21 protein-coding genes are annotated in these 26,933 nt (G+C 71.4%); 9 read left to right on the top strand and 12 right to left on the bottom strand.

Features of this window, described 5'->3' with window-relative positions:
• Positions 1 to 22 precede the first annotated feature (22 nt).
• Entirely contained in the window at positions 23 to 1,003 is a 981-nt protein-coding gene (locus IF61_RS0103615; RefSeq protein WP_030364729.1) for an ABC transporter ATP-binding protein, read from the bottom strand.
• Positions 1,004 to 1,113: 110 nt separating this feature from the next.
• Positions 1,114 to 2,439, bottom strand: coding sequence for an NYN domain-containing protein (locus tag IF61_RS0103610; protein WP_030364728.1), 1,326 nt, complete (start codon positions 2,437 to 2,439; stop codon positions 1,114 to 1,116).
• Positions 2,440 to 2,694: 255 nt separating this feature from the next.
• Here IF61_RS0103610 and IF61_RS36195 point away from each other — a divergent pair, with 255 nt between their 5' ends.
• Positions 2,695 to 2,865, top strand: coding sequence for a hypothetical protein (locus IF61_RS36195; protein ID WP_169748795.1), 171 nt, complete (start codon positions 2,695 to 2,697; stop codon positions 2,863 to 2,865).
• Between the two features lie 142 nt (positions 2,866 to 3,007).
• Here IF61_RS36195 and dnaE read toward each other — a convergent pair whose 3' ends face one another.
• Positions 3,008 to 6,559 carry a DNA polymerase III subunit alpha gene (dnaE, locus tag IF61_RS0103600; protein WP_030364727.1) on the bottom strand — a complete coding sequence of 1,184 codons (3,552 nt, stop codon included), beginning with the start codon at positions 6,557 to 6,559 and terminating at the stop codon, positions 3,008 to 3,010.
• A gap of 169 nt (positions 6,560 to 6,728) precedes the next feature.
• Between dnaE and IF61_RS0103595 the strand changes: the two genes are divergently transcribed.
• The 6 genes from IF61_RS0103595 to IF61_RS0103570 all read left to right on the top strand — a co-directional run bounded on the left by IF61_RS0103595 (position 6,729) and on the right by IF61_RS0103570 (position 13,026).
• Positions 6,729 to 8,075, top strand: a complete 1,347-nt coding sequence (locus tag IF61_RS0103595) for a DUF2252 domain-containing protein (protein WP_030364726.1) — start codon at positions 6,729 to 6,731, stop codon at positions 8,073 to 8,075.
• A 54-nt stretch (positions 8,076 to 8,129) separates the two neighbouring features.
• Positions 8,130 to 8,792 carry a hypothetical protein gene (locus IF61_RS0103590; protein WP_342667960.1) on the top strand — a complete coding sequence of 221 codons (663 nt, stop codon included), beginning with the start codon at positions 8,130 to 8,132 and terminating at the stop codon, positions 8,790 to 8,792.
• A 33-nt stretch (positions 8,793 to 8,825) separates the two neighbouring features.
• A complete protein-coding gene (locus tag IF61_RS0103585) occupies positions 8,826 to 9,659 on the top strand; it encodes a thioredoxin domain-containing protein (RefSeq protein ID WP_030364724.1) in 834 nt (277 codons plus the stop codon).
• Between the two features lie 96 nt (positions 9,660 to 9,755).
• Positions 9,756 to 10,424 carry a hypothetical protein gene (locus IF61_RS0103580; RefSeq protein ID WP_030364723.1) on the top strand — a complete coding sequence of 223 codons (669 nt, stop codon included), beginning with the start codon at positions 9,756 to 9,758 and terminating at the stop codon, positions 10,422 to 10,424.
• Between the two features lie 44 nt (positions 10,425 to 10,468).
• Entirely contained in the window at positions 10,469 to 11,290 is an 822-nt protein-coding gene (locus tag IF61_RS0103575) for a thioredoxin domain-containing protein (protein ID WP_030364722.1), read from the top strand.
• An 89-nt stretch (positions 11,291 to 11,379) separates the two neighbouring features.
• Positions 11,380 to 13,026 (top strand): alkaline phosphatase D family protein, encoded by a 1,647-nt coding sequence (locus IF61_RS0103570; protein ID WP_030364721.1) that lies wholly within the window; start codon positions 11,380 to 11,382, stop codon positions 13,024 to 13,026.
• 87 nt (positions 13,027 to 13,113) lie between these two features.
• On the opposite strand, the gene IF61_RS0103565 is transcribed toward IF61_RS0103570, so the two are convergent.
• Positions 13,114 to 13,701: a dienelactone hydrolase family protein gene (locus tag IF61_RS0103565; protein ID WP_030364720.1), complete on the bottom strand. Its 588-nt coding sequence runs from the start codon at positions 13,699 to 13,701 to the stop codon at positions 13,114 to 13,116.
• Between the two features lie 108 nt (positions 13,702 to 13,809).
• Here IF61_RS0103565 and IF61_RS0103560 point away from each other — a divergent pair, with 108 nt between their 5' ends.
• Positions 13,810 to 14,916 (top strand): mechanosensitive ion channel family protein, encoded by a 1,107-nt coding sequence (locus IF61_RS0103560; RefSeq protein WP_030364719.1) that lies wholly within the window; start codon positions 13,810 to 13,812, stop codon positions 14,914 to 14,916.
• Positions 14,917 to 15,194: 278 nt separating this feature from the next.
• On the opposite strand, the gene IF61_RS0103555 is transcribed toward IF61_RS0103560, so the two are convergent.
• From IF61_RS0103555 to IF61_RS33880, 4 genes are all read right to left on the bottom strand, one after another.
• On the bottom strand, positions 15,195 to 16,784 hold the full coding sequence (locus IF61_RS0103555; RefSeq protein WP_030364718.1) for a Na+/H+ antiporter: 1,590 nt from the start codon (positions 16,782 to 16,784) through the stop codon (positions 15,195 to 15,197).
• An 87-nt stretch (positions 16,785 to 16,871) separates the two neighbouring features.
• Positions 16,872 to 17,813 (bottom strand): RluA family pseudouridine synthase, encoded by a 942-nt coding sequence (locus tag IF61_RS0103550; RefSeq protein WP_030364717.1) that lies wholly within the window; start codon positions 17,811 to 17,813, stop codon positions 16,872 to 16,874.
• Between the two features lie 42 nt (positions 17,814 to 17,855).
• On the bottom strand, positions 17,856 to 18,404 hold the full coding sequence (gene lspA / locus IF61_RS0103545) for a signal peptidase II (protein ID WP_030364716.1): 549 nt from the start codon (positions 18,402 to 18,404) through the stop codon (positions 17,856 to 17,858).
• 79 nt (positions 18,405 to 18,483) lie between these two features.
• Positions 18,484 to 20,028 carry a TraR/DksA family transcriptional regulator gene (locus tag IF61_RS33880; RefSeq protein ID WP_078659939.1) on the bottom strand — a complete coding sequence of 515 codons (1,545 nt, stop codon included), beginning with the start codon at positions 20,026 to 20,028 and terminating at the stop codon, positions 18,484 to 18,486.
• A gap of 483 nt (positions 20,029 to 20,511) precedes the next feature.
• Between IF61_RS33880 and ileS the strand changes: the two genes are divergently transcribed.
• Positions 20,512 to 23,646, top strand: coding sequence for an isoleucine--tRNA ligase (gene ileS, locus IF61_RS0103520; protein ID WP_030364714.1), 3,135 nt, complete (start codon positions 20,512 to 20,514; stop codon positions 23,644 to 23,646).
• Positions 23,647 to 23,850: 204 nt separating this feature from the next.
• Here the strand turns inward: ileS and IF61_RS0103515 are convergent, their stop codons facing one another.
• From IF61_RS0103515 to IF61_RS0103500, 4 genes are all read right to left on the bottom strand, one after another.
• Positions 23,851 to 25,065 (bottom strand): DivIVA domain-containing protein, encoded by a 1,215-nt coding sequence (locus IF61_RS0103515; protein WP_030364713.1) that lies wholly within the window; start codon positions 25,063 to 25,065, stop codon positions 23,851 to 23,853.
• 49 nt (positions 25,066 to 25,114) lie between these two features.
• The gene (locus IF61_RS0103510) at positions 25,115 to 25,399 is read right to left on the bottom strand and encodes a YggT family protein (protein WP_030364712.1); all 285 of its coding nucleotides are present in this window, start codon (positions 25,397 to 25,399) and stop codon (positions 25,115 to 25,117) included.
• 76 nt (positions 25,400 to 25,475) lie between these two features.
• Positions 25,476 to 26,090 carry a cell division protein SepF gene (locus IF61_RS0103505; protein WP_030364711.1) on the bottom strand — a complete coding sequence of 205 codons (615 nt, stop codon included), beginning with the start codon at positions 26,088 to 26,090 and terminating at the stop codon, positions 25,476 to 25,478.
• Between the two features lie 122 nt (positions 26,091 to 26,212).
• Complete coding sequence (locus tag IF61_RS0103500; protein ID WP_030364710.1) at positions 26,213 to 26,932, bottom strand: YggS family pyridoxal phosphate-dependent enzyme; 720 nt, start codon at positions 26,930 to 26,932, stop codon at positions 26,213 to 26,215.
• Between the last annotated feature and the right edge of the window lies 1 nt (position 26,933).

Genomic DNA, 26,933 nt, shown 5'->3' with positions numbered 1-26,933 from the left:
AGTCCGGTCGGCAGGGCTCTCGTCACGCCTTCACCAGCCCCTCCGCACCCTCCGCGCGGCCGCCGAGCGCGAGGTACACGTCCTCCAGGCTGGGCGTGGTGAGGGTGAAGTCGTCGAGCGCGGCGAAGGCGGGCCCGCCGGTCACGGCGGCGACGGCGGCGCGCGCCTCGGCGGGGGCGAGCCGCAGCGTCCAGCGCCGGCCGGCGGCCTGCGCGGCGTCGCACAGCGCGGCGACCTCGGGGACGTGCAGGGGGGCCTCGGCGCGCCAGACGAGCTCGACGCGGACCTCGTCGCCGACGAGCTCCTTCAGCCCGGCGGGCGTGTCGCAGGCGATGATCCGGCCGCGCTCCAGCACGGCGACGCGGTCGAGGACGGTCTCGGCCTCGATGACGTTGTGGGTGACGAGCAGGACGGTCGTGCCGTGCTCGGCGCGGCGGCGGTCGACGGCGGCCCAGACGGCGCGGCGCGCGACCGGGTCCATGCCGGCGGTGGGCTCGTCGAGGACGAGGACGGGCCGGTCGCCGACGAGGGTGGCGGCGAAGCAGGCGAGGCGGCGCTGGCCGCCGGAGAGCTTCTTCAGGGGGCGCCCGGCGAGCGGGGTGAGACCCAGTTCGCCGAGGACGGCGTCGCGCTCGGCGCGGGCCGCCCGCAGGCCGAGGCCGCGGAGCCGGCCGGTGGTCTCGGCGGCGAGGGCGACGGTCAGCTCGTCGAGGGCGGTGGACTCCTGGCCGAGGTAGCCGACGAGGCGCGCGGCGCGCTCGGGGTGGCGCACGAGGTCGTGGCCGAGGAGCTCGACGCTGCCCTCGTCGGGGCGGAGCAGGCCGGTCAGCTGGCGGACGAGGGTGGACTTGCCGGCGCCGTTGGGCCCGAGCAGTCCGAAGATCTCGCCGCGCCGGACCTCCAGGTCGATGCCGTCGCTGGCGCGCACCTCGGCGGTGCCGGGCGCGCCGCGGCGGCCGCGCGCGGCGGGGTAGGTCTTGACCAGGCCGCGCACGGTGCACACCGTGGCGGCTGCAGCCGCCTCTTTCACGCCCGTTCTCACGAGCTACGAGGGTACGCGGTTGGCCGCGCGCCCCGGCCGTCGGGGCGGCCCGGGCGCGGAGCGTGGCGCGGTCAGTCGCCCGCCGGTGCCTTCTCGGCCGCCGTGCGGGTGTCGATTTCGCGCCAGAAGCCGGCCCGGATGGCATAGCGGTCGTGCTCGTCGATCTGGTCGTCCTTGTGGGCGAGCAGGCCGAAGCGGGCGGCGTAGCGCAGCAGCTCTCCGTCGATGCGGTGCGGGATGCGGGGGTATTCGGTGGAGAGGTGCTGCAGGTGGACGGGGTCGGGGAGGCGCTCGGCCCAGCGCCGGGCGAAGACCTGGCCGACCTCGAAGGGGTCGCCGCCGACGGTGGTGATGTCCTCCTCGCGGTCGGCCCAGCGCTGCTCGGCGCTGGTGAGCTGGGCGAGCATCGGCAGGGAGGCGGTTTCGGGGGGCTCGCCGGGGCCGCCGGTGCCGGGCCGCTCGATCCAGCCCTTGTCGGAGGACCAGCGCAGGGTGGCGTTGGCGGCGAGGGCGGAGCCGTTGCTCTGGCCGGAGGCGCCGCCCTGGCCGCCGCCGGGCCCGCCGGACCGGTCGGCGGGCTGGCCGGCGAGGCCGCGGCCGAGGGTGGCGAGGTCCTTGGGGGTGGGCACGCCGCGGGCGGCGGGGGTCTCGGGGGCGTCCTGGTCGCCGGGGGTGCCGTCGGTGGTGGCGGGGGCGCCAGGGCGGGAGCCGTTGCGCTCGGCGGGGACCGGTTCGGCGGAGCGGGGGGCCGGGGCGGCGGCCGCGGCGGCGGTCTCGGGGAGGGGGGCGGAGAGGATCGCGGCGATCTCGGGGCCCGGGGCGGGCTGCGGGGCGCAGGCGCCGGTGAGCTCCTTGGCGCGGACGGCGCGCGTGATCCACGTGCGGTCGAGGACGCGGCGCTCGTCGGCCTCGGCGACGAGGTCCTCGGACTGGTTGTAGTCGCCGTCGGCGGCCTGGACGGCCCACAGGTGGACGGCGACGCCGTGCTCCTTGGCGGACATCAGACCGGGCAGGAGGTCGCCGTCGCCGGTGACGAGGACGATGTCGGAGCAGGCGCGGTTGCGGGCGAGCTCGGTGAGCTCGGCGTGCATGGCGGCGTCCACGCCCTTCTGGGCCCAGCGGCCGTCGCTGCGGGTCAGGGCGCCCAGCCGGACGGTGACCCGGGGCATGACGCGGAGCCTGCGGTGCTCGGGCTGGGGCACCCGGTCGGGCGCGCCGTCGAACCAGTAGATCCTCAGCAGGGGCTGCTCGGTCTCGGCCTCGGCGCGCTCGCGCAGCCCCTGGATGAGGATCGCGTGGTCAACGGAGATGCGGGACCGGGCGGGCTCGCCGGCCAGCAGGCTCGCGGCGGCGCCCAGCAGATACCCGGCGTCCACCAGGACGACGCAGCGGTCCACGTTCCACCCTCTTTCTGTGCGTGCAGAAATTGCGGTCGCCCCCCGGCACGGCAGTGCCCCGGTTTTCCTCGGCTTTCCTTGGAGTCTGCCCGACCGTGCGGGGGTTATCAGTCCGAACTGGATCTTCGGCGTGGCGGATACGCCCTCACGGCGGTAAGTGCACGCATCACGCACGGTAATTACCCGAAATGCGCGGTTCGGCAGTGCGTGCGAGGGTGACCGCAGGGGGTCGTCCCGATGTGGAGGCACTTCAGCATGGCGAAGAACAAGGACCGGAAGCAGCCGAAGTCGGCGAGCGCCGCGGAGCGCGGCCAGCAGCAGGCCAAGAGCTCCTCGATCGAGTCCCAGAGCGAGCAGCGGGCCACGCAGGTCACCCCGGGCGACATGGCTCGCAAGAGCAAGCAGAAGCGCTTCGGCCACAACTGAGCGGTGTCAGGACGGCGCCCGGCCGACAGGAGAGGGCGCCCACCGGCGCCTTGACGCACAGAGGGGCGCACCCGGCCGATCCGGGTGCGCCCCTCATGCGCGGGTACGGACGGGCCGGGCTGCCGGGCCCGCCCGCGGATGCTCAGCCGGCCAGGCAGGACGGGCCGAGCAACTGCTTCAGGTCGCCGAAGAGCGCCGGGTCGGGGGTGACCCGGTGCCGGTCCAGGCGCAGGACGGTGGTCTTCCGCGGCCCCTGGAGCTTGATCCGCACCTCGGTGGAGCCCCGGTGGTGGGTGAGGACCTGGCCGAGCCGCTCCACCATCGGCGGGGTGACCTTCACCGTGGGGATGGTGATGATCACGGGGGCGTTGGTGCCCGCGTTCGACAGGTCGGGGACCATCAGCTCCATGGCCACCAGGCGGGGGATGTCCTCGCGCTTGTCGAGGCGGCCCTTGACGAAGACGACGGCGTCCTCGACGAGCTGGGTGGAGACCAGCTGGTAGGTGGCGGGGAAGAACATGCAGTCGATGGAGCCGGCCAGGTCCTCGACGGTGGCGATGGCCCAGGCGTTGCCCTGCTTGGTCATCTTGCGCTGCAGGCCGGAGATGATGCCGCCGATGGTGACGATCGCGCCGTCGGCGTGCTCACCGCCGGTGAGCTGGGAGATCGCGGCGTCGGCCTTGTCGTTGAGGACGTGCTCGATGCCGAAGAGCGGGTGGTCGGAGACGTAGAGGCCGAGCATCTCGCGCTCCTGCGCGAGGAGGTAGGCCTTCTCCCACTCGACGTCGGAGAACTCCACGTCCAGTCCGAAGCCGGGCCCGTCGGAGGTTCCGTCGGCGGAGTCGCCCATACCGCCGAAGAGGTCGAACTGGCCCTCGGCCTCCTTGCGCTTGACCTGGACGACGTTGTCGATCATCGGTTCGTAGTGCGCGGTGAGGCCCTTGCGGGTGTGGCCCATCTCGTCGAAGGCGCCGGCCTTGATCAGCGATTCGACGGTGCGCTTGTTGCAGACGACGGCCTCGACCTTGTCGAGGAAGTCGGGGAAGGAGGCGTACTTCCCCTTGGACTTGCGGCAGCGGATGATCGAGTCGACCACGTTCTGCCCGACGTTGCGGACGGCGGTGAGGCCGAAGAGGATCACGTCGTCGCCCTGGGCGGCGAAGTTGGCCTCGGACTCGTTGACGTTCGGCGGGAGGACCTTGATGCCCATGCGCCGGCACTCGTTCAGATAGATCGCCGACTTGTCCTTGTCGTCGCGCACCGAGGTGAGCAGCCCGGACATGTACTCGGCGGGGTAGTTCGCCTTGAGGTAGGCCGTCCAGTACGAGACGAGGCCGTACGCGGCGGAGTGGGCCTTGTTGAAGGCGTAGCCGGCGAAGGGGACCAGCACGTCCCACAGGGCCTGGATGGCCTCGTCGGAGAAGCCCTTCTTCTGCGCGCCCTCCTTGAAGAAGACGAAGTTCTTCGCCAGCTCGTCGGGCTTCTTCTTGCCCATGACGCGGCGGAGGATGTCGGCCTCGCCGAGCGAGTAACCGGCGACGATCTGCGCGGCCTTCTGCACCTGCTCCTGGTAGACGATCAGACCGTAGGTGACGCCGAGGACCTCTTCGAGAGGCTCCTTCAGCTCCGGGTGGATCGGCGTGATGTCCTGCTGGCCGTTCTTGCGCAGGGCGTAGTTCGTGTGCGAGTTCATGCCCATCGGGCCCGGCCGGTACAGGGCGGACACGGCGGAGATGTCTTCGAAGTTGTCGGGCTTCATCAGCCGCAGCAGGGACCGCATGGGCCCGCCGTCGAACTGGAAGACGCCGAGGGTGTCACCGCGCTGGAGCAGCTCGAAGGTCTTGGGGTCGTCGAGCGGCAGGCTCAGGAGATCGATGTCGATCCCCTTGTTGGCCTTCACCATCTTGACGGCGTCGTCCATGATCGTGAGGTTGCGCAGGCCGAGGAAGTCCATCTTCAGCAGGCCGAGCGACTCGCAGCTCGGGTAGTCCCACTGCGTGATGGTGACGCCGTCGGTGTGCCGGACCCAGACCGGGACGTGGTCGGTGATCGTCTCGCTGGACATGATCACGCCGGCCGCGTGCACGCCCATCTGCCGGACCAGGCCCTCGACGCCGCGCGCGGTGTCGATGACCTTCTTCACGTCCGGCTCGTTCTCGTACATCCCGCGGATCTCGCCGGCCTCGCTGTAGCGCGGGTGCTGCGGGTCGAGGATGCCGGAGAGGGGGATGCCCTTGCCGAGGACGTCGGCGGGCATCGCCTTGGTGAGGCGGTCGCCCATCGCGTACGGATAGCCGAGGACGCGGGCGGAGTCCTTGATCGCGTTCTTGGCCTTGATGGTGCCGTAGGTGCCGATCATGGCGACCTTGTCGGCGCCGTACTTCTCGGTGACGTAGCGGATCACCTCGGAGCGCCGGCGCTCGTCGAAGTCGATGTCGACATCGGGCATCGAGATGCGCTCGGGGTTGAGGAACCGCTCGAAGATCAGGCCGTGCGGGATCGGGTCGAGGTCGGTGATGCCCATGGCGTACGCGACGATCGAGCCGGCCGCGGAGCCTCGGCCGGGGCCGACCGCGATGCCCTGGTTCTTGGCCCACATGATGAAGTCGGCGACGACGAGGAAGTAGCCCGGGAAGCCCATCGAGATGATCGTGTCCATCTCGTACTCGACCTGCTTCATGCGGTCGTCGGGGATGCCGCCGGGGAAGCGGCGGTGCATGCCCCGCATGGTCTCCTCGCGGAACCAGGTGACCTCGGTGTAGCCGTCGGGGATGTCGAACTTGGGCATCAGGTTCCGGAACTGGAACATGCCCTCGGTCTCGATCTGGTCGGCGACCAGCTTCGTATTGGCGCAGCCCTCCTGCCAGGCGTCCGAGGAGTCGATGGCGTACATCTCGTCCGTGGACTTCAGGTAGTAGCCCGAGCCGTCGAAGCGGAAGCGGTCGGGGTCGGAGAGGTTCTTGCCGGTCTGGATGCACAGCAGGGCGTCGTGGGCCTCGGCCTCGTGCGCGTAGGTGTAGTGCGAGTCGTTGGTGACCAGGGGCGGGATGCCGAGCTTCTTGCCGATCTCCAGCAGGCCGTCGCGGACGCGGCGCTCGATCTCGATGCCGTGGTCCATCAGCTCCAGGAAGTAGCGGTCCTTGCCGAAGATGTCCTGGTATTCGGAGGCGGACTTCAGGGCCTCGTCGAACTGGCCGAGGCGCAGCCGGGTCTGCAGCTCGCCGGAGGGGCAGCCGGTGGAGGCGATCAGGCCCTCGGACCACTGGCTGATGGTCTCCTTGTCCATGCGGGGCCACTTGGTCAGCCAGCCCTCGGCGTAGGCGTCGGAGGACAGCCGGAAGAGGTTGTGCAGGCCGGTGGCGTTGGCGGCCCAGATCGTCTTGTGGGTGTAACCACCCGAACCGGAGACGTCGTCCCGCTTCTGGTGCGGCTGGCCCCACTGGATGCGGCGCTTGTTGCGCCGGGACTCGGGGGCGACATACGCCTCGATGCCGATGATCGGGGTGATCCCGGCCTTCTGGGCGGAGTGGAAGAAGTCGTACGCCCCGTGCAGGTTGCCGTGGTCGGACATGGCGATATGTGACATGCCCATCTCATTGCAGGCATTGAACATGTCCTTGAGCCGCGCGGCACCGTCCAGCAGGGAGTACTGGGTGTGGACGTGCAGGTGCGTGAAGGGCGGCTTGTTGGCCACGGTGGGAGACCTCCGACGGGAGCGGGCAGCGGGACTGAGCGGACGCAGCGGGACTGTTTTGAAGGTTACCGGCCCCCACCGACAGCCGCGGGCACGCGGCTGTAGCCTCACGCGTTGAGCACGACAGCACACATGTTCGTTCCATGCCCCACCCCTGGAGGACCCCGCGATGGCGACCGAGCACGACCGGGCCGCGCAGCGCGGCGAGGAGATCCTTGCCGTTTTCGACACCGCTTTCGGTGAGCTGCTCGCGGCCGACCCCGCCGCCTTCCGGGTCAAGTTCCGGAAGATGGCGGCCTCCGCCTTCGCCTTCTACCGGGGCACCGCGTGCCTGTTCTACCGGGACCTGGCCGCGGAGGCGCCGGAGGGCGCCGCCGGCCCGTACCTGGACGAGCGCACGAGCCGGGTGTGGATCCACGGCGATCTCCACGCCGAGAACTTCGGCACGTACATGGACGCTAACGGCCGCCTGATCTTCAACGTCAACGACTTCGACGAGGCCTACGTCGGCCCCTTCACCTGGGACCTCAAGCGCTTCGCCGCCTCCGTCGCCCTGATCGGCTACACCAAGGCGCTCAGCGACGAGAAGATCACCGAGCTGGTGCGGATCTACGCCGCCGCCTACCGCGAGCGCGTCCACGCCCTGGCCACCGGCGCCGGGCAGGACGAGCTGCCGCCCTTCACGCTCGACACCGCCGACGGCCCGCTGCTCGGCGCCCTGCGCGAGGCGCGCTCCATGACGCGCTTCGGGCTGCTCGCCTCGATGACGGAGATCCGCGACCACGACCGCCGCTTCGCGGCCGACGACGGCGCCATCGAGCTGGACGCCGCCACCCGCTACAAGATCCTCGCGGCCTTCGACGGCTATCTGGAGACGCTGCCCGACACCAGCCTCGCCCGCCCCGACTCCTACCGGGTCAAGGACGTGGTCGGCCGCCGCGGCATCGGGATCGGCAGCGCCGGCCTGCCCTCGTACAACATCCTCCTGGAGGGCAACAGCGACGCCCTGGAGAACGATGTCGTCATCTACATGAAGCAGGCGCAGACCCCGGCGGTCTCCCGGCACGTCACCGACCGGGCCGTGCGCGACTACTTCCACCACGAGGGCCACCGCACGGTGATCTCGCAGCGCGCGCTGCAGGCGCACGCGGACCCGTGGCTCGGCTGGACGGAGATCCAGGCAGGGGGCCGGAGCTACGGACAGCTGGTGGCCGAGGTCTCGCCGTACGCCGTCGACCTCGACTGGTCGGACATCGACGACCCGGACGAGATCGCCGCCGTCGTCGCCGACCTGGGCCGGGCGACGGCCACCATGCACGCCGCCGCCGACGACCAGAGCGGCCACTCGCTGGTGCCCTTCTCCACCGAGCGGGCCATCGACGCCGTGATCGCCGCCGACGAAGAGGGCTTCTCCGAGCTCCTGGTGGACTTCGCCCACTCCTACGGGGCCCGGGCCCGCGCGGACCACCAGATCTTCGTGGACCTCTTCCGCAACGGCCGCATCCCCGGCCTCTAGGCCCCGGGCCTCCGGCCGTGGGCCCCACCCTTTAGCCAAGGCTTACGGCGGGCCGTGCCAGACTCGTTCTTCATGGACATATCGGCGGCAGGGGTGCGGGCACTGCGCGCGGCGCTGTTCACAGCGCTGTGCGTCACGCTGTCCGCGGGCTCCCACGTGCTGCTGTCCGGGCGGCCGCTGCCCCTGCCCGCCGTCGCGGCGGCGTCCGCGGGCGTCTTCGCGCTCGCCCACTCCCTGGCCGGGCAGGAGCGCGGCTACCGGCACATCGCCGCCCTCCTCGTCCCCCTGGAGCTCGGCGCCACCGCGCTCTTCACCGCCGGGCAGGACACCTGCTACGGCAGCCCCGGCCACCCCGCCCCCGCCCCGGGGGCGCTGGCCTGGCTGTGCAGCGGCAGCACGGGCGGGCCGCTCGCCCGGCTCGCCGGCCCCGGCACCGCCCCGTGGCTGCTGTTCGCGGGGCACGTCACGGTCGGCCTGCTGGCCGCCGCGTGGCTGCGCCGGGGCGAGCGGGCGCTGGCGCAGCTCCTGTGCGCGGCGGCGGCCGCCGTGTGCCGCCCGCTGCGGCCCGTCCTCGCGACCGGCGCCCCGCTGCCCGGCGGCGTGACCGTACGGTCCGCACGGCCCGCCCTCCCCTGCCGCGCCCTTCCGCTCCTCGTCCACTCCGTCGTACGGCGCGGGCCGCCGCGGGGGCCGGCCTCCGGCCTCACCCCCGCCTGACCCACTCCACGTACACGGAAAGATCGCACCACCATGAGCAAGCGCAACAACTGGGAGAACAAGCAGTCCGCACGCGAGCGGCTGCGCGCCGAGCGCGAGCGGCAGGCCAAGAAGGACAAAACGCGCCGCCAGCTGATCGTCGGCGGTGCCGTCGTCGCGGTCCTGGCCGTCGGCGCGGGCATCGTCGTGGCCGTCTCCCAGCTGGGCAAGGACGGCAAGAGCGGCCTGAACGCGAGCTGGGAGGCCGCGTCCAAGAAGGAGCTCGTCAAGCCCGCCAACGCCGGCGGCGACAAGGGCACCGAGGTCCTCATAGGCAAGAAGGACGCCAAGCACACCCTGGACCTCTACCAGGACATGCGCTGCCCGATCTGCTCCGTCTTCGAGCAGAGCGTCGGGGACACCATCGACAAGGACGTCAAGGACGGCAAGTACAAGGTCTCGTACCACGTCGCCACGTTCCTCGACCGCAACTTCGGCGGCAGCGGCTCCAAGAACGCCCTCAGCGCGCTCGGCGCCGCGCTGAACGTCAGCCCCGAGGCCTTCAGCGCCTACAACAAGGCCCTCTACTCCAAGGCCAACCACCCGAACGAGACCAAGGACGACTACGCGAAGGACGACGTCCTGCTGAAGGTCGCGAACGAGGTCCCGGCGCTCAAGGGCAACAAGGAATTCGAGAAGAACGTCAAGGACGGCACGTTCGACAAGTGGGCGCTGACGGTGTCCGACGAGTTCGACAAGACCAAGGACGTCACCGGCACCCCCACCCTCAAGATGAACGGCAAGAAGCTGACGGCGGAGGACGGGAAGAACGTCCCGATCACCCCCGATCAGTACACCAAGGCGGTCGACGCGGCCCTCAAGTCCTGAAGCCCCGCACCCCGGTGTCCCGCCCCCTCCGGTGACGCTCAGTGATGCCGAATCTTGACACGACACTTAACGGCTGCCGTGGCAGACTTCGGCCTCATGGAGGGGACGGGAGTTCGATTGCGGGCGCTGCGCGCGGCGCTCTTCACGGCGCTCTGTGTCACGCTGTCCGCCGCTTCGCACGTCCTGCTCTCCCGCACGCCCCTGCCCGCCGCCACGGTCGCCGGGCTGGCGGCGGCGTTCTTCGCCGTCGCCTACGCCCTCGCCGGCCGTGAGCGCGGCTACGGCTCGATCGCCGCGCTGCTGATCCCGCTGGAGCTGACGGCGGACACCGTCTTCACCACGGGCCAGCACGCGTGCTACGGCAAGGCCGGCGGCCCCGTCGCGGGCCCGCTGCACTCCCTGGGCCTCGACTTCGCCTGCCGCGGCGAGCTCGGCACCCCGCTGGCCCGCATGGCCGCCGACAGCACCTCCCCGCCGGCCGGCGGCCCGGCGCTGCCCTGGCTGCTGCTCGCCTGCCACGTCGCGGTGGGCCTGCTGGCCGCCGGCTGGCTGCGCCGCGGCGAGGCCGCCCTGGCCGGGCTGCTGCGCACGGCCGCGGCCCTCGCCCTCGGCCCGCTGCTCCTGGCCTTCGCGGCCCGCACGGTGCCCGCCGGCCCGGCCGCGGGCCTCCGCCCCGCCCGCCGCGCCCTCCGCGCGCGCGGCCTCCCGCTCCTCGTCCACTCCGTCGTACGGCGCGGACCGCCCCTCGCTCCGGCTCCCGCCTGAGCACGCGGTCCACCCCCACTCGTACACCAACCGGAGAAGACGCCATGAGCAACCGCAACAACCAGCAGAACAAGCAGGCCGCGCGCGAACGGCTGCGCGCCGAGCGCGAGCGCCAGGCCAAGCGCGACAAGACGCGCCGTCAGCTCTTCGTCGCCGGCGCCATCGTCGCCGTCCTCGCGATAGCCGGCGGCGTGGGCTACGCGGTGACCAACATGAACGACGACAAGGGCGGCAGCGGCTGGGCGGGCGACAAGACCCTCGTCAAGCCCGCCAACACCACAGGCGAGAACGGCGACGAGATCGTCATCGGCGACGCGAAGGCCAAGGAGACCCTCACGGTCTACGAGGACCCGCGCTGCCCGTCCTGCGCCGCCTTCGAGAACGAGTCCGGCGGCCAGCTGCGGCAGGACGTCAAGGACGCCCGCTACAAGGTCCGGTTCGTCATGGTGAACTTCATCGACGACCTGTCCCAGGGCACCGGTTCGAAGAACGCCGTCAGCGCCCTCGGCGCCGCCCTCAACGTCAGCCCGGACGCCTTCGTCGCGTACAAGGAAGCGCTCTACTCGCCGAAGAACCACCCCGACGAACGCGACGACGCCTTCGCCAAGGACGCGCGGCTGATCGAGATCGCGCAGCAGGTCCCGGCCCTGAAGGGCAACAAGGACTTCGAGAAGGCCGTCAACGAGGGCACCTACGACAAGTGGGCCGTCGAGATGGGGAAGCTGTTCGAGAAGAACAAGATCGGCGGCACCCCGTCGCTGCTCCACGGCGACAAGAAGCTGACGGGCCCCGACGGCAAGAACCCGCCGATGGCCAAGCCGAGCTTCATCGCCGCGATCGACAAGGAGTTCGGCCCCAAGAAATAGCCGAAGAAAAGTGAAGGCCAGGTGAGGGGCGGACGAACTGTCAGAGTTCGTCCGCCCCTCCCGCTTACTGGGAAGTAAGGTGATGGCCCGTGACCTCCGATTCCTCCATATCGCACATATCGCGCCGAACCGCCGTCACGGCCGTCGCCGGCGCCGCCACCGTAGCCCTCCTCCCCCTCGCCGGGGCCGCCCCGGCGTACGCGGCGGACCCGCCCGCGTTCCTCCACGGCGTCGCCTCGGGCGACCCGCTGCCCGACGGCATCCTGCTGTGGACGCGCGTGACGCCCTCGCCCGACGCGGTCCCCGGCTCGGGGCGCGGCGCGGCCCTCGACGTCGACTGGGAGGTCGCCGAGGACGAGGCGTTCGGGAAGGTCGTCGCCAAGGGCACGGTCACCGCGACGGCCGCCGCCGACCACACCGTCAAGGCCGACGTCCGCGGCCTGCGCCCGGCGACCGCCTACTGGTACCGCTTCACGGCCGGCGGCGTGCACTCCCCGGCCGCCCGCACCCGTACGGCACCGGCCGCCGGTGCGGCCGTCCCCGGCATCCGCTTCGGCGTCGTCTCCTGCGCCAACTGGGAGTCCGGTCACTTCGCGGCCTACCGCCACCTCGCGGACCGCCGCGACGTCGACGCCGTCCTGCACCTCGGCGACTACATCTACGAGTACGGGACCGGCGTCTACCCGCCGGCGAAGCAGGTCGTCCGCCCGCACTCCCCCACCCACGAGATCGTCACCCTGGCCGACTACCGCACCCGCCACGGCCGTTACAAGACCGACCCCGATCTGCAGAACCTGCACCGGGCCCACCCCTTCGTGGCCATCTGGGACGACCACGAGTTCGCCAACGACGCCTGGACCGGCGGCGCCGAGAACCACACGCCGGGCGCCGAGGGCGAGTGGACCGCGCGCATGGCCGCGGCCAAGCAGGCCTACTTCGAGTGGATGCCGGTCCGGCCCTCCACCGCCGGCACCACCTACCGCCGGCTGCGCTTCGGCAACCTCGCCGACCTACACCTGCTCGACCTCAGATCCTTCAGATCGCAGCAGGCCGGCCCCGGCAGCGGCAAGGTCGACGACCCCGAGCGCACGATCACCGGGCGCGCCCAGCTCGACTGGCTCAAGGCCGGGCTCGCCTCCTCCGACACCACGTGGCGCCTCGTCGGCAACCCCGTGATGATCTCCCCCTTCGCCTTCGGCGCCCTCCCCGCGCACCTGCTGGAGCCGCTCGCCAAGCTGCTGGGCCTGCCCGCCGGCGGCATCGCCGCCAACACCGACCAGTGGGACGGCTACACCGACGACCGGCGCGAGCTGCTCGGCCACCTCGACGAGCGCGGGATCCGCAACACCGTCTTCCTGACCGGCGACATCCACATGGCCTGGGCCAACGACGTGCCGAAGAAGGCCGCCACGTACCCGCTGTCGCCGTCCCTCGCCACCGAGTTCGTCGTCACGTCGGTGAGCTCCGACAACCTGGACGACCTCCTGGGCGTGGCCCCGCACACCGTCTCGCTCGCCGCGGTCGCCGCGATCAAGGCCGCCAACCGGCACGCGAAGTGGGTGGACATGGACTCCCACGGCTACGGCGTCCTCGACGTCACCCCCGAGCAGGCGCAGATGGACTACTACGTCCTCTCCGACAAGCGGGACCCGAAGGCGACGGCGGAGTGGACCCGCTCGTACCGGACGCGTTCGGGCACGCAGCGGGTGGAGCGCGCCGACGCGCCGGTGAGGTGACACCGGCCCGGCGCCCGCCCGGCACGGCCGGTCCGTAGCGTCACGGCCGCCCGCCGTCGCGGCGGGCGGCCCTTCGCCGGACCGGCGCTAGCCGGCGATCTCGTCCAGGAAGGACAGGGCCACGCGCCACGTCGTCTCCGCGGCCTCCGCGTCGTGGTCCGCAAGGTCCGGGTCCGTGAACAGGTGCCCCGCACCGGGGTACCTGTGGACCTCCACGTCCGCCCCGGCCCGGCCCATCCGCAGGTACCACGCGTTGAGCCAGTCGTGCGGCTCGAACGGGTCCGGGTCGGCGACGTGCAGCTGCACGGGCAGCTCGTCCACGGACGCGCCCTCGGCCAGGTCCGACGTGCCGTGCAGGAGCAGCAGGCCGCGCGCCTTCTCGTCGCCCAGCGCCAGGTTCTGCGCGATCGCCGCGCCGAGCGAGAAACCGGCGTAGACCAGGCCGCGGTCCGACAGCGGGGCGACCGCGGTGACCGCGCGGCGCAGCAGCTCCTCGTGGCCGATCTCGTCCTTGACCGCCATGCCCTCCTCGACCGTCTTCGCCGTCCGGCCCTCGTAGAGGTCCGGTACGTGCACCTCGTGCCCGGCGGCGCGCAGGCGCTCGGCGGCGGCGTGCACGGCCGGCCTCAGGCCGTAGGCCGAATGAAAAAGGACAATCGTGGTAGAGGACGCCACTGGAGTCACTTCCTAACAGGTGGATCGCGTGCTCCCCATCGTGCCAGTTACGGTCATGGGGAGCGCCACCCGGTGAGCAGCGGCCGGCCGGAAGGAGCTGAGGTGTCCATGGAGGGCGTACTGCGTCCCCTGTCCGTCGTCGGCGGAGCGTTGATCGTCACCCTGGTCGTGGGGTGGCTCGCCGACCACGTGCTGCGCAGAGTCGACGCCCGGCACCCCGAGACACCGCTGTGGGACCTCCTCCACCGCTGCCGCCTGCCGCTCCAGGTCGTGCTGTGCACGGCCCTGCTGCGCGGCAGCTTCCGCTCGGCCGGCGCCTGGGCGACGGAGCACGAGGAGGCGATCGGCCAGGTGCTGACGCTCGTGCTGATCGGCGCCTGCGCGTGGCTGCTCGTACGGGTCGCCGTCGCCATAGTGGAGGCCTCCTACGCGCGCTACGCCGCCCGCGCCGCGGACGCCGCCAGGGTGCGGCGCGTACGGACCCAGGTGACGCTGATCCAGCGGGTCGTCACGGCGGCCGTGTGCGTGGTGGCCGTGGCGGCGATGCTGCTGACGTTCCCGGCCATGCGGACCGCCGGGGTGTCCGTGCTGGCCTCGGCCGGGCTCATCGGCATCGTCGCCGGTGTGGCCGCCCAGTCCACCCTCGCGAACCTCTTCGCCGGGCTGCAGATCGCCTTCGGCGACATCGTGCGGATCGGGGACACCGTCGTCGTCGACGGCGAGTGGGGGCGCGTGGAGGAGATCACGCTCACCTATCTGGTCGTCACCACGTGGGACGAGCGGCGCATCACGATGCCGGTCTCGTACTTCACCGGCCGGCCGTTCGAGAACTGGTCCCGCAGCAACCCGCGGATGACCGGGACGGTATTCCTCCATCTGGACCACTCGACGCCGATAGACCTCATGCGGGAGCGGCTCCACGAGATCCTCCAGGGCCTGCCCGAGTGGGACGGCCGGGCCTGGAGCCTGGTGATCACCGATACGACGCCGTCGACGATCCAGGTGCGGGCGCTGGTGACGGCCAAGGACGCGGACGACATCTGGGCGCTGCGGTGCGTGGTGCGGGAGCGGCTGATCGAGTGGCTGCGGCGGGAGCATCCGTACGCGCTCCCGCGCATCAACACGGCGCCGGCGCCGGGCCTGGAGCAGGCGCCCGACCGGCGCCAGACACCGCCGACGTCGGAGGACATCGGTCCGGGCCCCGGCACGACGTAGGCTCCGCCCGGGTTACTTCGGGGTTCGTGCTGCGGCAGGTTCGGCACCGCCGGAGTGCGCCGTCGTGGCTGTGCGCCGTTGCGGCGGGATGAACTTGCCCGGCGGCGCCCGGTCCGGCACCGCCGGGATGCGCCGCGCCGGCCGGGCGCCGTTGCGGCGGATGCACTTGCCTGATGGCAAGAGGCCCGCCCTGCGCGTGGCCGTCACCGGTGCAGCCACGACGGCGCATTCCGGCGGTGCCGAACCGTGCTCACCCCGTACGGACAACGAAACCGGCGTCAGCCGCGAAGGCTGCGGACGTCCAGGTGGCGGAGGACCCGGTCCACGACCTCCGGGTCGGAGCCCGGCTCGCTGCGTGCCGCCAGCACCTCACGGCGCGCCGCCGACATCAGTTCCCCCTGCACCCGCTGGATCGTCTGCAGCCGCTCGATGCGTTGCGCGTGCGCCTCACGGCGCTCCTCGTCGACCATCTCCGGGCTGATCCGGGCGCCCATGTCGAAGGCGCGCCTGCCCAGCATCTCCATCACGTCCTCGGGGAGATCCTCCTCCTCCACGATCTCCCACAGGCGGTGCCGGGCCGCCTTCGCGGCGCGGACGGCCAGCTGCCGCTCCAGCTCGCGGCCGGCCTCGGAGTCGGCGCGCACGCCGAGCCACCTGACCAGCCGGGGCAGGGTCAGGCCCTGGATGACGAGGGTGGAGACGATGACGGCGAAGGCGATGAAGAGGATCTCGTCCCGAGCGGGGAAGGGGTGCTTGTCGTCCGTGGTGAGGGGGATGGCCAGGGCGAGGGCCACGGACGCCACGCCGCGCATCCCGGACCACCACATGACGACGGTCTCGCGCCAGCTCATCGGGACGTCCTCGTCGACGTCCCGGCCCTTGTGCAGCTTCTTGGCCAGCCAGGCGGCGGGCAGCAGCCACAGCAGCCGGACGCCCACGACGACCGCGACGACGGCGGCGCCGATGCCCAGCATCTCGCCCCAGCGGCCGGCCGCGGTGGCGAGGGCGTTGTGGAGCTCCAGGCCGACGAGGCCGAAGGCGACGCCGGTGACGAGCGTGTCGATGATCTCCCAGAAGGTGTGCCCGGCGAGCCGTCCGAGGACGTCGTCGGCGTCGGCCGCGTACTCGGCGAGGAAGAGCGCGGTGGTCAGCACCGCGAGCACGCCCGAGCCCTTGAACTCCTCGGCGAGGACGTAGGCGACGAACGGCACCAGCAGGGTGAGCCCGATCTGGAGCGTGGCGTCGCCGAGGACGTCCATCAGCCGCTTGGCGGCCCAGCCGAGGACCAGGCCGACCGCGACGGCCACCACGGCCGACAGCACCAGCTCGCCGACCGCCTTGGGCAGCGAGAAGCCGCCGCTGACGGCGGCCGCGACGGCCACGTGGTAGAGCACGATGGCGGTGACGTCGTTGAAGAGCCCCTCGCCCTCCAGGATGGAGACCAGGCGGCGCGGCAGCCCCAGGGAACCCGCGACGGCGGTGGCGGCGACCGGGTCGGGCGGGGCGACGAGCGCGCCGAGGGCGACGGCCGCGGCGAGCGAGATGCCGGGCACGATCGCGTTGGCGACGGCCGCGACGGCCGCGGTGGTGACGAAGACCAGCGCCACCGCCAGCAGGAAGATCGGCCGCCGGTTGGCCGCGAACTGCCGCCACGAGGTGCGCTGGGCGGAGGCGTAGAGCAGGGGCGGCAGCACCAGCGGGAGGATGAACTCCGGCGGGACGGCCACGTTGGGCACGAACGGCAGCAGGGCGAGGACGATCCCGCCGAGCGTCATCAGCACCGGGGGCGGCAGCCCGATCCGGTCCCCGAGCGGGACCGTGACCAGCGCGCCGAACAGCAGGACGAACAGCAGCGCGAGCTGGTCCACGGAGGCCCTCCGGGCGGGTCGGTGCGGTCGAGCAGGCCTCCAGCCTGCCTCACCCGCTCCCGGCCCGCCTCACGGGCCCCGGCCGTCCTACGCGCTCTCGGCGCGCACCGTGTCCAGCGCGCGCTGCAGGTCCTCGGGGTACTCGCTCGCGAACTCGACCCAGCGGCCGTCCTCGGGGTGCTCGAAGCCGAGCCGCACCGCGTGCAGCCACTGGCGGGTGAGCTTGAGGCGCTTGGCGAGGGTGGGGTCGGCGCCGTAGGTGAGGTCGCCGACGCAGGGGTGGCGGTGGGCGGCCATGTGCACGCGGATCTGGTGCGTGCGGCCGGTCTCCAGCTTCACGTCCAGCAGGCTGGCGGCGCGGAAGGCCTCGATCAGGTCGTAGTGGGTGACCGAGGGCTTGCCCTCGGCGGTGACGGCCCACTTGTAGTCGTGGTTGGGGTGGCGGCCGATGGGGGCGTCGATGGTGCCGCTCATCGGATCCGGGTGGCCCTGGACCAGCGTGTGGTAGCGCTTGTCGACCGTGCGCTCGCGGAACTGCTGCTTGAGCAGGGTGTAGGCGCGCTCGGACTTGGCGACGACCATCAGGCCCGACGTGCCGACGTCCAGGCGGTGGACGATGCCCTGGCGCTCGGCGGCGCCGGAGGTGGAGATGCGGTAGCCCGCGGCGGCCAGGCCGCCGATGACGGTCGGGCCCGTCCAGCCGGGGCTGGGGTGCGCGGCCACGCCGACCGGCTTGACGATCACGACGATGTCGTCGTCGTCGTGGACGATCTCCATGCCCTCGACGGGCTCGGCGACGATCTGCACCGGCGCGGGAGCGGCGGGCATCTCGACCTCCAGCCAGGCCCCGCCGGTCACCCGGTCGGACTTCCCGGCCTCCGCACCGTCCAGCTGGACCTTGCCCGCGGCCGCCAGCTCGGCCGCCTTGGTGCGGGAAAAGCCGAACATACGGGCGATTGCGGCGTCGACGCGCTCGCCCTCCAGGCCGTCGGGTACGGGCAGGGCGCGGATCTCGGGAATGGTGCTCACCCGTCGAGTATGACGGACGGGGGCGACGCCCCCGTCCCGGGCTCAGTCCTGGTGGACCGTGCCGTCCGGGTCCAGGCCGCGGAAGGACAGGATCACGATCAGGAAGCCGCCGCACACGATCGCGGAGTCGGCGAGGTTGAAGACCGCGAAACCGGACGGCGCGATGAAGTCGACCACACCGCCCTGGAAGCCGCCCGGCGAGCGGAACAGGCGGTCGGTGAGGTTACCCAGCGCGCCGCCGAGCAGCAGGCCCAGCGCGATCGCCCACGGCAGGCTGTAGAGCTTCCGGGCGATCCGGGCGATCACCACGATCACGGCGGAGGCGATCACCGTGAAGACGACCGTCATCGCCTCGCCGATGCCGAAGGCGGCGCCGCGGTTGCGGATCACCTCCAGCTGCAGCCAGGTGCCGATCACCTCGATCGGGTCGTGGTGCTCCAGCTTGGCGACCACGGCCAGCTTGCTGCCGAGGTCCAGGAGGTACGCGAAGGCGGCCACGGCCAGGAGCACCCCGATGCGCCGCCTGCCTTTGGCCGTGGCGTCCGCCGCGGCCGCCGGTGTGCCGGTGGTGGTCTGTTCCGCCTCTGTCACGTGAGTCCTTCGACGTCGTCCCGGTGGGCCAGGGCCTGCCTGACTGAGGACGAGGGTACGGCACACGCGCACGGGCGGGTCAGCGGCGTTCCTGGCGCTGTTTGCACTCCACACACAGTGTGGCCCGCGGGAAGGCCTGCATGCGGGCCTTCCCGATGGGCTTCCCGCAGTTCTCGCAGAGCCCGTAGGTGCCCGCGTCGAGGCGCTCCAGCGCGCGCTCGCTCTGGTCCAGCATCTCGCGGGCGTTCGCCGCCAGCGCCAGCTCGTGCTCCCGGGTGATGTTCTTGGTGCCGGTGTCGGCCTGGTCGTCGCCGGCGCCGTCGCCCGAATCGCGCATCAGGCCGCTGATCGCCTCCTCGGAGTGAGCGATCTCCGCGCGCAGCCGCAGCACCTCGCTCTGCAGCTCCGTTCGGGCCTCGGCCACCTCCGCGGGAGACCAGGGCTCCTCCCCAGGCCGCACGGCCAGCTCGCCGGCCTCCGCGGGGCCCGTGCGGGCTCCCGGCACCTTCCGGGCGGCCTGTGTCCCGTCCATGGTCTTCTTCGCAGCCACCGTCCTGGCTCCCGTCTTCTCAGGGGGCACCGCCTTCTGGGCAGGTGCGGCTTCTTGTGCGGGGTCGGCCTTCTTGCTGGAGGCCGCCCCCTTGGCAGGACCTGCCTTGCCGCCGGGCGCGGCCTTCTTGGCGGCGGTCGCCGCCTTCTTGGCGGTCTTCTTGGCAGAGGGCCCGGCCTCCGCCCCGGTCGCCCGGGCAGCGCTCTCCTTGGCGGGCGCCGCCTTCTTGGTGACGGCCTTCTTGGTGGCGGCCTTCTTCCCCGCGGCCTTCGTGGACGAGGCCGTGACTGCCCCGGAAGCCCGGGCAGCGGCCTCCTTGGCGGGCGCCGCCTTCTTAGTGGCGGCCCTCTTCACGGAAGGCGCGGACGCCGCCTTCTTTCCCGCGGCCTTCTTCGACGAGGCCGCGCCCGTCCCGGAGACCACGGCAGCGCTCTCCTTAGCGGATGCCGCCTTCTTCGCGGCGGCCCTCTTTACAGAGGGCGCGGACGCCGCCTTCTTCCCCGCGGCCTTCTTGGTCGAGGCCGTGACCGCCCCGGAAGCCCGGGCAGCGGCCTCCTTGGCGGGCGCCGCCTTCTTAGTGGCGGCCCTCTTCACAGAGGGCGCGGACGCAGCCTTCTTCGGCGGGGCGGAACCCGCCCCGGATGCCCGGGCGGCGGCCTTCGCGGCGGGTGCCGCCTTCTTTCCGGCGGCGAGCTTCTTGGCGGGCGCCTCCTTGCCCGAGGCCGTCGCCCCCTTCCCGGCCGTGGCGGCTTTCTTCCCGGCGGCAGCCTTCTTCGCCGGGGCGGCCTTCTTCGCGGCAGACGCCTTCTTGGCCGCGGTGGCCTTCTCCGCGGCCTTCCCCCCGCCCCCGGCGGCCTTCGCGGCCCGGCCCGCCGTCGTTCCCTTCTTGGCCGCCCCGGCCACACCCCCGGCGGGGGCCCTCTTCGCCGGAGCCGCGGCCTTCGCCGTCTTCCCACCGCCCCCGGCGGCCTTCGCGGCAGCGGACCCGGGCCCGGCCCCACCGTGGGCCTTCCCCTTCGCGGAGGCGGCGTCCGCGGCGGACGCCGCCTCCGCTGCCGCTCTCTTCGCCACCATGACCGCGGCCCCTTCACATTTTATGATCTTGCGCGCGAATCGTGCCGGAACGATAAAACTCCACCGGGCACGCGGCAACGGGGCACGCCGGTCTCATCGGTTGTGCCCCGCCCCCGGCCCTGTAATCGGACTGCACCGGTCCCCCGCCCGGCCCCGGCCGAAACCGGTGGGCCGCGTCCGGTCCCGCCCCGTACACTGGGCGCAGCGAAAGGCGTGGATGGGACGAGTAGCGCCGCACGCAGCCATGAGCGATCCGGGGACGGTGCGAGCCCGGGGGTGTGCGCGGGGTGAAGATCAGCCCGGAGCCGCCGGAAGAACGCCCCGTGGGTCGTCCCAGGGGTCAGTAGAGCCGGCGTCGCGACCCTAATGAGGGGGCCGGGGGCCATCGGGCCGGCGGCCAAGGAGGGTGGTACCGCGGGAGCGCGCAGGCGCGTCTCGTCCCTCCGACGGACAGCGCACCAACCGTCCCGCCGGAGGAAGCCGATGACGCAGTACCGCCAGGTACCCGCTCAGGTCGACCTGCCCGCCCTGGAGCACGCCGTGCTCGAGTTCTGGCGCGAGCAGAAGATCTTCGCCCGTACGCTCGAACAGTCCGAGGGCCGCCCCGAGTGGGTGTTCTACGAGGGCCCACCCACCGCCAACGGCATGCCGGGCGCGCACCACATCGAGGCCCGCGTCTTCAAGGACGTCTTCCCCCGCTTCCGCACGATGCAGGGCTACCACGTCGGCCGGAAGGCCGGCTGGGACTGCCACGGCCTGCCGGTCGAGCTCGCGGTGGAGAAGGAGCTGGGCTTCTCCGGCAAGCAGGACATCGAGGCGTACGGCATCGCCGCCTTCAACGACAAGTGCCGCGAGTCCGTCACCCGCCACACGGACGCGTTCGCCGAGCTCACCACCCGCATGGGCTACTGGGTCGACCTGGACGACGCCTACCGCACGATGGACCCGGAGTACGTCCAGTCCGTGTGGTGGTCGCTCAAGGAGATCTTCAACAAGGGCCTCCTCGTCCAGGACCACCGCGTCGCCCCCTGGTGCCCCCGCTGCGGCACCGGCCTGTCCGACCACGAGCTGGCCCAGGGCTACGAGACGGTCGTGGACCCGTCCGTCTTCGTCCGCTTCCCGCTGACGTCCGGCCCGCTCGCGGGCGAGGCCGCGCTGCTGGTGTGGACGACCACCCCCTGGACCCTGGTGTCCAACACGGCGGCGGCCGCCCACCCCGACGTCACGTACGTGGTGGCCACCGACGGCAACGAGAAGCTGGTCGTCGCCGAGCCGCTGCTGGAGAAGGCCCTCGGCGAGGGCTGGACGGCCACCGGCCGGTCCTTCACCGGCCGCGAGATGGAGCGGTGGGCCTACCGCCGCCCGTTCGACCTGGTCGAGCTGGAGGGCGCGAACTTCGTCGTCAACGCCGAGTACGTGACGACCGAGGACGGCACGGGTCTGGTCCACCAGGCGCCCGCCTTCGGTGAGGACGACCTCAAGACCTGCCGCGCCTACGGCCTGCCGGTCGTCAACCCGGTCCGCCCGGACGGCACCTTCGAGGAAGGCCTCGCCCTCGTCGGCGGGCAATTCTTCAAGAAGGCCGACGAGAAGCTCGTCGCGGACCTCTCCGAGCGCGGCCTGCTCTTCAAGCACATCGCCTACGAGCACAGCTACCCGCACTGCTGGCGCTGCCACACCGCGCTCCTCTACTACGCGCAGCCGTCCTGGTACATCCGCACCACCGCGATCAAGGACCGGCTGCTCGAGGAGAACGAGAAGACCAACTGGTTCCCCGAGTCGGTCAAGCACGGCCGCTTCGGCGACTGGCTGAACAACAACATCGACTGGGCGCTCTCCCGCAACCGCTACTGGGGCACCCCGCTGCCCATCTGGCGCTGCGAGGAGAACCACCTCACCTGCGTCGGCTCGCTGGCCGAGCTCTCCGAGCTCACCGGCACCGACCAGAGCGGCCTGGACCCGCACCGCCCCCACATCGACGACGTCACCTTCACCTGCACCGCCGAGGGCTGTGCCCACACGGCCGTGCGCGTGCCGGAGGTCATCGACGCCTGGTACGACTCGGGCTCGATGCCGTTCGCGCAGTGGGGCTACCCGTACAAGAACAAGGAGCTCTTCGAGCAGCGCTACCCGGCGCAGTTCATCTCCGAGGCCATCGACCAGACCCGCGGCTGGTTCTACACGCTGATGGCCGTCGGCACCCTCGTCTTCGACAAGTCGTCGTACGAGAACGTGGTCTGCCTGGGCCACATCCTCGCCGAGGACGGCCGGAAGATGTCCAAGCACCTGGGCAACATCCTCCAGCCGATCCCGCTCATGGACCAGCACGGCGCCGACGCCGTCCGCTGGTTCATGGCGGCCGGCGGCTCCCCGTGGGCCGCGCGCCGCGTGGGCCACGGCACCATCCAGGAGGTCGTCCGCAAGACGCTCCTCACCTACTGGAACACGGTGGCCTTCCAGGCCCTCTACGCCCGCACGTCCGGCTGGGCGCCCAGCGCCGCGGACCCGGCCCCGGCCGACCGCCCGCTGCTGGACCGCTGGCTGCTCGGTGAGCTGGGCACCCTCGTCGGCCAGGTCACCGAGGCCATGGAGGCCTACGACACCCAGCGCGCCGGCAAGCTGCTGTCCGCCTTCGTCGACGACCTGTCCAACTGGTACGTGCGCCGCTCGCGCCGCCGGTTCTGGCAGGGTGACGCGGCCGCGCTGCGCACCCTCCACGAGGTCGTCGAGACCGTGACGCGGCTGATGGCCCCGCTGGTGCCGTTCATCACCGAGCGCGTCTGGCAGGACCTGGTCGTCCCCGTCGACCCGCAGGCCCCGGAGTCGGTCCACCTGGCCGGCTGGCCGGTGGCGGACGCCGCCCTCGTCGACCCGAAGCTGTCGCAGCAGATGCTGCTCGTCCGCCGCCTGGTCGAGCTGGGCCGCGCCACGCGCGCCGAGTCCGGCGTCAAGACCCGCCAGCCGCTCTCCCGCGCGCTGGTGGCCTCGGCCGGCTTCGAGGAGCTGGGCGCCGAGCTGCGCGCGCAGATCACCGAGGAGCTCAACGTCTCCTCCCTCGCCTCCCTGTCGGAGGTCGGCGGCTCCCTCGTCGACACCACCGCCAAGGCCAACTTCCGTGCCCTGGGCAAGCGGTTCGGCAAGGGCGTCCAGGCCGTGGCGAAGGCGATCACGGCGGCCGACGCGGCGGCCCTGTCGCTGGCGCTGCGCGAGGGCACGGCCTCGGTCGAGGTCGACGGCGAGCAGGTCGCCCTCTCCCCCGACGAGGTCATCATCACCGAAACCCCGCGCGAGGGCTGGTCGGTGGCCTCGGACTCGGGTGCGACGGTGGCGCTCGACCTGGAGATCACCCCGGAGCTGCGCGTCGCGGGTCTCGCCCGCGACGCGGTCCGGCTCATCCAGGAGGCCCGCAAGAACAGCGGCCTCGACGTCGCCGACCGGATCGCCCTGCGCTGGCGGTCGGCGGACGAGGAAGTCCGTACGGCCCTTTCGGACCACGCGTCGCTCATTGCCGACGAGGTCCTGGCCACGGACTTCGCCGAGGGCGAGGCCGACGGCTCCTACGGTGAGCCTTTCACCGACGAGGCCCTTTCGCTGACGTTCCGTCTCCGCAAGGCCTGATACAAGGCCTGATAAAACCGACAATTGCCGGGCGAGGGTTTCCCTCGCCCGGCAATTGTCATATGTCGTATTGCCCGGCGGTCCACGGCCGGGCAGCTCCGTCAAAGAAGCACACAAAAGGGCCGGGCCCCTGGGATTTCCCAGGGGCCCGGCCCTTTATGACTGCCGACCGACCGACTGCCGACTAGCGGCCGGTGGGGGCCGTCAGTTGTCGTCCTCGTCGATGAGGAAGCCCCGCATCGGGGACGGCGCCTGCTGCATCGGCTGCTGGCCCTGCGGCCGCACCGGTGCCATCGGCTGGGTCATCGCCGGGGACATCTGCTGCTGACCGCCGTAGGACGGGCCGCCCATGGAGGAGTTGCCGCCCATCGAGGTGTTGCCGCCCATGCTGTGGCCGCCCATGCCCGCACCTGCCGGAGCCATCGACCCGCTCATCGAGGGGGCCGCGGGCAGCGACGGGGTGTTGGGGTTGCGGGGCGGGGCCAGCGAGTCGTCCGCCTGGTTCTCCAGCTGGCGCAGCTGGCTCTCCAGGTAGGACTTCAGGCGCGTGCGGTACTCGCGCTCGAAGCCTCGCAGGTCCTCGACCTTGCGCTCCAGCGTGGCGCGGGCGGACTCCAGGGAGCCCATCGCGACGCGGTGCTTCTCCTGGGCGTCCCGCTCCAGGGCGTCGGCCTTGGCGCGGGCGTCCCGCTCCAGGCCCTCGGCGCGGCTGCGCGCCTCGCCGACGATCTTGTTGGCCTCGGAACGGGCCTCCGCGATCGCCTGGTCCGCGGTCTGCTGGGCGAGCGAGAGCACGCGGGCAGCACTGTCGCCGCCCGGGCCCTGACCCGGCTGCGGCAGCTGCGGGCCGCCCATGGGACCGTTCTGGCCCATGGGGTTCTGACCCATAGGACCGTTCTGCCCCATTCCGTTCTGACCCATCGGACCGTTCTGACCCATGGGACCGCCCATCGGGCCGCCCATCGGGCCGTTCTGCCCCATCGGGCCGGGGCCGTTCTGACCCATCGGACCGGGACCGTTCTGCCCCATCGGGCCGGGACCGTGCGGACCCTGGGGACCGTGGCCGTGACCGCTCGGGCCGGCCGGAAGCTGCGGGGCACCGCCCGGCAGCTGCGGCGGGCCGCCCATCGGCTGCTGCTGCGGCACCGGCTGCGGTCCCGATATGGCGGCGGGCACCGGAGCCCCGCCGGGTCGCTGGTCCTGCGGCTCGGGCTTGCGCATGCCCTGCTGCTGGTTCTGAGCGGCGGCACGCGTGGCGGCGGCCAGCTTGGCGCGCAGGTCCTCGTTCTCGCGGAGCAGACGGGTCAGTTCGGCCTCGACCTCGTCCAGGAAGGCATCGACCTCGTCCTCGTCATAGCCTTCTCGGAGACGGACGGTCGTGAACTGCTTGTTCCGCACGTCCTCGGGGGTCAACGGCATCTCTTCTTCACCTCAACGTAGTCGTCGGCAATCGGCAAGACCGTATCGTTCACACCTGCTCCACGACGCGGATCAGGATGAAGACGATAATCATCAATACGAAGAAGGACAGGTCGAGCGCCACGCCCCCGAGACGCAGCGGCGGAATGAACCGCCGCAGAAGCTTGAGTGGCGGATCGGTGACAGTGTAGGTGGCCTCAAGGATGACCACCATCGCCTTACCGGGTTGCCATGAGCGAGCGAACTGGAAGACGTAATCCATCACCAGTCGGAAGATCAGTACAAACAGGAAGCAATACAGCGCGATGTAGATCACCTGTAGTGCGATGCTCATCTCGCGCTTCCCTCTCCCCTTGCTCGTACCCGGCCTGTTCGGCCGTCATTCTCCCGGTGTCGCCAGGTATTGCGTCTCAGCTCTGATTGAAGAACCCACCCTCTGCGATGCGGGCCTTGTCCTCCGCCGTGACATCGACGTTAGCAGGAGACAGCAGGAACACCTTCTGCGTCACCCGCTCGATGCTGCCGTGGAGACCGAAGACGAGGCCGGCGGCGAAGTCGACAAGTCGCTTCGCGTCCGTGTCGTCCATCTCCGTCAGATTCATGATCACCGGGGTGCCCTCGCGGAAGTGTTCCCCGATGGTACGGGCTTCGTTGTAGGTCCGGGGGTGCAATGTCGTGATGCGGTAGGGCTCCCGCTCGGACACAACCTTGGGCATGATCACCGGTGCGTTCTTCTCCAGAGAGTGGCGTTCGGGTGTGATGGACGCCACGGGGGCGATTCGGGCGGGTCGTCCCGTTTCCGCTGTGAGCGGAGCGGGTTCGCGCTGTGCAGGCGGCTGGGCGACTCGAACCGGTTCGTCCGATTGCGTCTGTTGTGCGAGGTGTTGCTGCTGATGCTGCTGCCTGCGTCGGTCGGGCTCCGGCTCGGGTTCGAACTCGTCGTCGGGGTCGAACCCCGGGCCGTCGTACCCATCGTCCTCCACGAGGCCGAGGTAGACCGCCATCTTGCGCATCGCGCCGGCCATTCTCTGCGTCCTCCGCTCTGTGGTGGATCGGCTCCGTCAGCGGCGCCTTGGATCCACGCGGTCTGCCCGCCTTCTGACGGGAATGACCATATTTTTTGCTGTGGTCCGACTTCTTGGCGACGTTACCCGAGCCTGGGTCGGACTCCGAGTACCGCCGATCCGACACGTACATGTGTCGCCCCGGCGGCCACGGCGTCATCCAGATCCGCGCTCATCCCTGCTGACACCATGTTCGCAGCAGGATGGGCCGCGCGCAGGCCCGTTGAGATTTCCATGAGCCGCCCGAAGGCGGCCCGCGGCCGTCCGGCATATGTTCCGACGAGCGGAGCCACCGTCATCAGGCCCGCGGGGCGCACCCCTTCGGCGGCGGCGAGGACGTCGGCGAGTTCCGTCACACCGTCAGGAGCGACTCCACCCCTTTCGCCCCGTTCACCCGACTCTGCATCAAGTGCCACCTGAATCAGGCAGTCCAGCGTCCGGCCGGCCTTCACGGCCGCGGCCGAGAGTGCGGTGACGAGCCGGGCCCGGTCGACCGAATGCACAAAGTCGGCATAACTCGCCACCGAACGAACCTTGTTCGTCTGCAATTGTCCGACGAAGTGCCAGGTGAGCGGCAGATCCGCGCACTCGGCCGCCTTCGGTGCGGCCTCCTGGTCCCGGTTCTCCGCGACGTGCCGCACCCCGAGCCCGGCGAGCAGCCGCACGTCGGAGGCGGGGTAGGTCTTGGTGACCACGATCAGGGTCACGTCCTCGCGCGGGCGGCCCGCCGCGGCGCAGGCCATGGAGATACGTTCCTCCACGCGGGCCAGATTGTCAGCGAGTTCCGTTCTGCGGTCCGTCACA

The organism is Streptomyces roseoverticillatus, from assembly GCF_000719265.1.
Taxonomy (GTDB): domain Bacteria; phylum Actinomycetota; class Actinomycetes; order Streptomycetales; family Streptomycetaceae; genus Streptomyces; species Streptomyces roseoverticillatus.
This window is presented reverse-complemented; position numbering and strand designations above follow the sequence as displayed.